Origin of the sequence: Nocardioides sp., assembly GCF_035547795.1 — a bacterium.
Taxonomy (GTDB): Bacteria; Actinomycetota; Actinomycetes; order Propionibacteriales; family Nocardioidaceae; genus Nocardioides.
Genome location: NZ_DASZUF010000131.1, coordinates 1 through 5,626, shown reverse-complemented (window position 1 = coordinate 5,626; position 5,626 = coordinate 1). Strand labels below are relative to the sequence as shown.

The 5,626-nt window shown below is 71.8% G+C and carries 7 protein-coding genes; 4 read left to right on the top strand and 3 right to left on the bottom strand.

Annotated elements, in window-relative coordinates; translation table 11 throughout:
- Positions 1 to 13 precede the first annotated feature (13 nt).
- Positions 14 to 250 carry a DUF167 domain-containing protein gene (locus VHA72_RS09020; protein ID WP_325574398.1) on the top strand — a complete coding sequence of 79 codons (237 nt, stop codon included), beginning with the start codon at positions 14 to 16 and terminating at the stop codon, positions 248 to 250.
- Here the strand turns inward: VHA72_RS09020 and VHA72_RS09015 are convergent.
- Positions 247 to 1,023: a sulfite exporter TauE/SafE family protein gene (locus tag VHA72_RS09015; protein WP_325574396.1), complete on the bottom strand. Its 777-nt coding sequence runs from the start codon at positions 1,021 to 1,023 to the stop codon at positions 247 to 249. The two genes, VHA72_RS09020 and VHA72_RS09015, sit on opposite strands and share 4 nt — an antisense overlap.
- Positions 1,024 to 1,057: 34 nt before the next feature.
- Between VHA72_RS09015 and VHA72_RS09010 the strand changes: the two genes are divergently transcribed.
- Both VHA72_RS09010 and VHA72_RS09005 read left to right on the top strand, forming a co-directional pair.
- Positions 1,058 to 1,465 carry a helix-turn-helix domain-containing protein gene (locus VHA72_RS09010; protein ID WP_325574394.1) on the top strand — a complete coding sequence of 136 codons (408 nt, stop codon included), beginning with the start codon at positions 1,058 to 1,060 and terminating at the stop codon, positions 1,463 to 1,465.
- 54 nt (positions 1,466 to 1,519) lie between these two features.
- Entirely contained in the window at positions 1,520 to 1,945 is a 426-nt protein-coding gene (locus tag VHA72_RS09005) for a VOC family protein (protein WP_325574392.1), read from the top strand.
- 25 nt (positions 1,946 to 1,970) lie between these two features.
- Here the strand turns inward: VHA72_RS09005 and VHA72_RS09000 are convergent, their stop codons facing one another.
- Together VHA72_RS09000 and VHA72_RS08995 are read right to left on the bottom strand one after the other, a co-directional pair.
- Positions 1,971 to 3,962 (bottom strand): vWA domain-containing protein, encoded by a 1,992-nt coding sequence (locus VHA72_RS09000; RefSeq protein ID WP_325574390.1) that lies wholly within the window; start codon positions 3,960 to 3,962, stop codon positions 1,971 to 1,973.
- 62 nt (positions 3,963 to 4,024) lie between these two features.
- Positions 4,025 to 5,413: a MoxR family ATPase gene (locus tag VHA72_RS08995; protein ID WP_325574388.1), complete on the bottom strand. Its 1,389-nt coding sequence runs from the start codon at positions 5,411 to 5,413 to the stop codon at positions 4,025 to 4,027.
- A 33-nt stretch (positions 5,414 to 5,446) separates the two neighbouring features.
- On the opposite strand from VHA72_RS08995, the gene VHA72_RS08990 reads away from it, so the two are divergent.
- Positions 5,447 to 5,626 (top strand): YchJ family protein (locus VHA72_RS08990; protein ID WP_325574386.1); only part of this gene is annotated, 180 nt, incomplete at its 3' end.

The window sequence follows — 5,626 nt, the reverse complement described above, 5'->3', positions numbered from 1 at the left end:
CTAGGGTCGGGTCGTGACCCGCTATCGCATCGCGGTGAAGCCCGGCTCGACAAAGGGCCCGCTGGTCGAGGTCGGTGCGGACGGCGTCCTGACGGTGTTCGTGCGCGAGCGCGCTGTGGACGGTGCCGCGAACACCGGCGTCATCCGGGTGCTGGCCGCCCACTTCGGGGTGCCGAGGTCACGGGTGGCGATCGTGCGCGGTCACGCCAGCCGGATCAAGGTGGTCGAGGTCGACGAGCCGGTCGACTAGCTCCACAGCCCGGCGACCTCGCCGCCGATCCGGATCACGAAGCCGACCACGACCAGGATGAAGAACACCCTGACGAAGCGGGTGCCGCGGGCGACGGCGATCCGGGCTCCGGCGTACCCGCCGATGAGGTTGCACGCCCCCATGATCAGCGCGAGCCGCCACAGCACCGCCCCCTGCGGGATGAACACCACCAGGGCGGCCAGGTTGGTCGCGGCGTTGGCGAGCTTGGACTTGGCGGAGGCCTCCAGGAAGGAGTAGCCGAGCAGCCCCACCAGGGCGATGACGAAGAAGGAGCCCGTGCCCGGGCCGAGGGCGCCGTCGTAGCAGCCGATCGCGGCGCCGATGAGCATCGCCAGCGTGAGGTGTCGGCGCGGGCCGTGCCGCAGCAGCGTCGTCTCGCCGAGGCTGGGCCGCAGCACCACCCAGGCGCCGACCACGAGCAGCGCGGCCAGTACGATCGGGCGGAACACGTCGCTCGACAGGTGGCTGGCCAGTGCCGCGCCCAGAGCCGAGCCGCCGAAGGCGAACAACATCAGCGGCACGAACGTGCGCGGGTCGGGCCGCACCCGGCGGTAGTAGGTGGCGGCACTGGTCGTCGTACCGCAGAGCGAGGCCAGCTTGTTGGTGGCCAGCACGTGCACCGGCGCGTAGCCAGGCAGCCCGACCAGCAGCGCGGGCAGCTGGATCAGCCCTCCCCCGCCGACCACCGCGTCGACGAAGCCGGACGCCAGCGCCGCAAGCGCCAGCAGGACGACGACGCTCGGATCGGGCACGCGGATACGGTACGGCGTGGGCGATACTGCCGGTGTGGCCACCCTGCCGATCGAGCGCCATCTGCTGCGGGCGCGCGACCTCGCCGATGCCGACTACACCGAGCCGATCGGCGTGGCCGACATGGCCGCGGCCGCGGGGCTGAGCCAGGCCCACTTCGCGCGGGCGTTCCGGGCCGCGTTCGGCGTCACCCCGCACGGCTACCTCCTGACCCGGCGGCTGGAGCGCGCCGCCGCCCTCCTGCGCCAGACCGACCGCAGCGTCGCCGACATCTGCATGCAGGTCGGGCTCTCCAGCGTCGGCAGCTTCACCACCAGCTTCAAGCGGCGGTTCGGGCGGCCCCCGATGGAGTACCGGGAGGCGTTCCCGCCCACCGCGGCGCGCTTCCCGCTGCCGAACTGCGTGGTGCGCGCCTATGCCCGGCCCGATCCTGGTCGATCCTGAGCTGAGCAGTTTTGAAGAAGACCGGGCGAAAGCGAGCCCCCTAGCGTTTGCGGCATGGCTATCACCATCTCCACCATCAACCTCTGGGTCCACGACCAGGAGATCGCCCTCGACTTCTGGACCAACAAGGTCGGCTTCGAAGTGCGCTCCGACGCAACCTTCCCCGAGATGCCAGGCTTCCGCTGGCTGACCGTCGGCCCGAAGGAGCAGCCCGACATCGAGATCGTGCTGATGTCGATCCCCGGTGCCCCGGTCTTCACCCAGGAGCAGCACGACCTGGTCGAGACCGCCATGGCCTCGGGTCTGATCGGCGCGATCTTCCTGGTCACCGACGACGTGCAGCGCGACTACGAGGAGCTCTCCGCCAAGGGCGTGGAGTTCATCGAGAAGCCCGAGCAGCGTCCCTACGGCATCGACTGCGGCTTCCGCGATCCCTCCGGCAACCAGATCCGGCTGGCGCAGATCACCGCGGAGTTCTGAGATGTGCCGCGGCCCCGGTGGGCGGTCAGCCCGCCCACCAGCCGCGGCCACCCCACAGATCGCCGTACCCTCCCCCGGAGGGGCCGGTCGAGCGGGTGCCGAGGTAGCTGCCCACCACCGCCGCGCCCAGGTCGTCGAGCTCCGGCGCGATCACCCGGCCCTCGACCCGCTGCGCCATCGAGTCGACGAAGCGGGCCAGACCGGGGTCCTCCCCGAGCCGGAAGAACGTCGTCTGCGCGCCGAGCCGATACGCGTTGTCGAGCTCGCGTACGGCGTAGGCGATGGTGAGCGGATGCGGCGGGTAGGAGAACCAGACCTCGCCGTCGGCCTCCAGGTGTGAGGTCGGCTCGCCGTCGGTGACGATGAGCAGCACCGGCTGGGCGTTGGGGTGCTTGCGGAAGTGCCGGTTGGCCAGCAGCAGGGCGTGGTGCAGGTTGGTGCCCTTGTCCCAGCGCGCGTCGAGGGCGGTCAGCTCCTCGATCTCCATCACCTGGGCGGCCCGGCCGAAGCCGATCAGCTGCAGCGCGTCGCCGCGGAAGCGGGTGCGGATCAGGGTGTGCAGCGCCAGCGCGGTGCGCTTCATCGGCACCCAGCGGCCGTCCATCGCCATCGAGAACGACGTGTCGACCAGCAGCGCCACCGCGGCCTGGGTGCGGTCCTCGGTCTCCTGCACCTCGATGTCGTCCAACTGCAGCCGGATCGGCGCTCGCGCACCGCGGATGACGGCGTTGGTCAGGGTGCGCGGGATGTCCCAGGGCTCGGTGTCGCCGAACGCCCACGGCCGGCTCGCGCCGGACAGGTCGCCGGCTGCCCCGGCCGAGCGCAGCTCCCGCTGGCCCTGCCGGCCCGACATCCGCTGGGCGACGTCGCGCAGCAGCGCCCGACCGAGCTGTCGCATCGCCTTCGGGGTCAGCCGCAGGTCGCCGTCCGAGCCGCGCTCGAGCTGGCCGGAGTCGCGCAGGGCCTGCTCGATCCGCTGCAGCGTACGAGCGTCGACCGCCGCGGAGTCGCCGAGCTGGCGGGCCAGCGCGTCCAGGTCGATGTCGTCGAGGCTGGCGCCGTCGTACGACTGCGAGAGCTGCTCGAAGAGCCGGTCGAGCTCGGCGAGGTCCTGCAGTGCGCCGGTGCCGTCGCCGAGCCCCATCCCCTCCGGACCGTCGAACTGCTCCGAGCCGTACCAGTCCTCTCCCGGCCGCAGCGCCTGCAGGTTGGCGTCGAGCCGGTCGAGGGAGTCCATCAACGCCGGGGAGCCGAACGCCTGCGCGGACAGCTCCATCAGCTCCGCGCGCTGCTCGGGCGTCATCGAGTTGAGCATCCGCCGTGCGGCCGCGGCCCGCTGGGCGAGCGCGTCGAGCAGCTCGTCGATGTCTTGTGGGCCCTCGGGGAAGAAGTCGCCGTGCTTGGCCATGAAGTCGGCGAAGTCCTCGGGGGTGTCCTCGCCGAGCCGGTGCTTCTCCAGCAGCTCGTTGAGGTCGGCGAGCATCTCGCCCACCCGCGCCCGGTCCTCGTCGGTGGCGTTCTCCAGGGCCTGCTTCATCCCGCCGAAGCGCTGGTCGAGCAGCTCCCGGCCGAGCAGGTCCTTGATCTCCTCGTAGGCCTCGCGGGCCTCCCGGGAGATCCAGTCGTACGACGACAGCTCGGAGACGGCCGCCGCGGTGTTCGGCGGCAGGTTGCCCAGCTGCATCTCGCGAAAGGCGGCGTCGTCGGTGTCCAGCGAGGTGTCCCGGGCGATCTGCCGGCGCTCGGCCAGCACCGCCTTGTCGAGCAGCTCGCGGACCTGCTGCATGGTGCCGTCGAGGTTGTGCCGCTGCAGCAGGTCCCGCCGCCGGTCGGCCACCCGCCGCGCCAGGTCGTCGAGCCCGCGCTGGTCCCGGCCCCCGCGTCGCAGGAACTCCCGCAGTGCCCGCTGCGGGCTGTAGCCGGCCATCACGTCCTCGCCGATCGCGTCCAGCGCCTCGGCCAGGTCGACGGGCGGCGCCAGTGGGTCACCGCCCTCGTAGCGCTTGTATCTGCTCATGCCCGGCTCACCCCGCTCCCGCTCGCAGCGAGCCGGCCGAGGCGGTGACGGCGAACGGCGAGTCAGCCATAGACCGTCTCGTTGCCGTCGGTGTCCTTGCCGATCCGCCGGGCCAGGTAGAGCCCCTCCAGGGCGAGCTCGATCGCGCCGGCCCGCTCGCCGTCGTTGGTGGCGCCGAGCCGGGTGCAGACCTCGTCGTACAGGTCGGACTCGCCGAGCGGCGGCAGCCCGCTGAGGAAGTCGCGGGCACCGACCTGCTCGCCGGTGGTGACCATCTGGCCGCCCTCGATCGTCGCGACCAGCAGCCCGAAGTCGATCCCACGGAAGTGAGCTCGGACCGTCTCGGCGGTGGCGGTGCGCAGCAGGTGGGTCAGGATCTCCTGCTCACGGCCCTCCTCGCCGGTCTCGAACTCGATCTTGCCGCCGAGCACGTCGACGGCGGTCTGCAGGTCGACCACCCGCGCGACCGGGAGCTCCTCGCCCTGCCGGGTCGCACGGTGCAGCGCGGCGGCAGCGATCGTCTCGGCACCGGCGATCGAGAAGCGGGCGCTGACGCCGGAGCGCTGGTCGACCGCCGAGGAGTCGCGCAGGTTGCGGGTGAAGCGGGCCAGGATCTCCAGCAGATAGTCCGGTACCTCGGCGACCAGCGACGCCTCCTGCCGGATCACCGCCATCTCCGCATCGAGCTCGAGCGGATAGTGGGTCCGGATCTCGGCGCCGAAGCGGTCCTTGAGCGGGGTGATGATCCGACCGCGGTTGGTGTAGTCCTCCGGGTTGGCGCTCGCCACGACCAGGACGTCGAGCGGCAGCCGCAGGACGTAGCCGCGGATCTGGATGTCGCGCTCCTCCATCACGTTGAGCATCGCCACCTGGATCCGCTCAGCCAGGTCGGGCAGCTCGTTGATCGCCACGATGCCGCGGTGCGAGCGCGGGATCAGGCCGAAGTGGATGGTCTCCGGGTCGCCGAGACTGCGACCCTCGGCCACCTTCATCGGGTCGACGTCGCCGATCAGGTCCGCGACGGAGGTGTCGGGGGTGGCGAGCTTCTCGGCGTACCGCTGCGAGCGGTGCCGCCACGCCACCGGCAGGTCGTCGCCCAACTCGGCGGCGCGGCGGCGCGAGGCCACGGTGATCGGCTCGAGCGGGTGCTCACCCAGCTCGGAGCCGTCGATGACCGGCGTCCACTCGTCGAGCAGGCCGACCATGGTGCGCAGCAGCCGGGTCTTGCCCTGGCCGCGCTCACCGAGCAGGACCACGTCGTGGCCCGCGATGAGCGCCCGCTCGAGCTGTGGGATGACGGTGTCCTCCAGGCCGTGCAGGCCCGGCCACGGGTCCTCGCCGGCGCGCAGCTTGGCGAGCAGGTTGTCGCGGATCTCGGTGCGCAGCGGCTTGAGGACGTGGCCGGCGGCCTTCAGCTCGCCGAGGGTGCCGATAGCGGGAGCGTCTGTCACACCCTTCACGCTACTCACCACGACAATGGCGGGGTGATCGGATCACCCTGCCCGTGCGGCTCCGGCCTCGCCTACGACGCCTGCTGCGGCCCCTTGCACCGCGGCGCCCGCCAGGCCGGCTCGGCGCTGGAGCTGATGCGCTCGCGCTACGCCGCCTACGCCCTCGGCAAGGCCGACTACGTCTTCCGCACCTGGCACCCGCGGACGCGTCCC

What these genes read in the sequence shown, in the direction of transcription:
- VHA72_RS09005 (WP_325574392.1), top strand. Translation starts at nt 1,520, where the DNA reads ATGGCTATCACCATCTCCACCATCAACCTCTGGGTCCACGACCAGGAG.
- VHA72_RS09000 (WP_325574390.1), bottom strand. Translation starts at nt 3,962, where the DNA reads ATGAGCAGATACAAGCGCTACGAGGGCGGTGACCCACTGGCGCCGCCC.